Below are 1011 nucleotides of genomic sequence, written 5' to 3'. Positions count from 1 at the left end.
TGGCTGAGGCGCTGCAGCGTGTCGGCCTGCCGCAAAGTTTCGCCAGCCGCTACCGCCACGAACTGTCGGGCGGCCAGCGCCAGCGCGTCGGCATTGCGCGCGCGCTGGCGCTGTCGCCGAAATTCGTGCTGGCCGACGAGATCGTCTCCGGCCTCGACGTGTCGACGCAGGCGCAGATCCTCACCCTGCTGGAGAAGCTGGCGGCGGAGATGGGCCTGACCGTCGCTTTCATCAGCCACGATCTGTCGGTCATTCGGCGGCTGTGCCGGCAAGTGATCGTCATGCGCGAGGGCGTGATCGTCGAGGCGAGCACCACCGACGTCTTGTTCGACAATCCACGGCAGGCCTACACGCGCGACCTGATCGCAGCCATTCCGCTGCCCGAGATCGATGCTGGCTGGCTGGACATCCCCGCCGCCGCCAAGGCGCCGACATGAATGCATACGCACGCCGAAGAGCGGGCCTCGGGCGTGCGACCACAAAGACCCAAGTCCCGCCAAATGGAGAGGACTGACATGAAGACCACTATCGCAATTGCAACGCTGGCCGCCGCGATGCTCGGCAGCGCCGGCATGGCCTCGGCGGATTCGATCCCGGGCATGCGCGGCCACGACCACACCGGCATCACCGTTCCCGACATGAAGCAAGCGGTCGACTTCTTCACCGAAGTGGTCGGCTGCAAGAAGGCGATGTCGTTCGGTCCGTTCGCCGACGACAAGGGCACCTTCATGCAGGATCTCCTGGGCGTCGACCCGAAGGCGGTGATCGAAGAGGTCACCATGGTGCGCTGCGGCTATGGATCGAACATAGAGCTGTTCAAATACACAGCACCGGACCAGAAGGACCTGACGCCGAAGAACAGCGACATTGGCGGCTTCCACATCGCCTTCTATGTCGACGACGTCGCTGCCGCCAAAGCCTATCTCGAAGGCAAGGGCGTCAAGACGCGGATGGGGCCGCTGCCGGTCAAGGAAGGGCCGGCCGCCGGCCAGACCATCCTCTATTTCCATG

Annotated in this window: 2 protein-coding genes; both read left to right on the top strand. The window is 64.5% G+C overall.

Annotation, left to right across the window (positions count from 1 at the left end; genetic code table 11):
- A partial coding sequence (locus tag EN749_RS36320) for an ABC transporter ATP-binding protein (protein WP_145991200.1) occupies positions 1 to 437 on the top strand: 437 nt, incomplete at its 5' end.
- A gap of 78 nt (positions 438 to 515) precedes the next feature.
- Positions 516 to 1011: VOC family protein (locus EN749_RS36315; RefSeq protein WP_128365028.1), on the top strand; the 496-nt coding region annotated here is incomplete at its 3' end.

Source organism: Mesorhizobium sp. M7A.F.Ca.ET.027.02.1.1, from assembly GCF_004022985.1.
GTDB lineage: Bacteria > Pseudomonadota > Alphaproteobacteria > Rhizobiales > Rhizobiaceae > Mesorhizobium.
The sequence above is the reverse complement of the archived record's forward strand: the minus strand, read 5'-3'. Positions and strand labels throughout refer to the sequence as shown.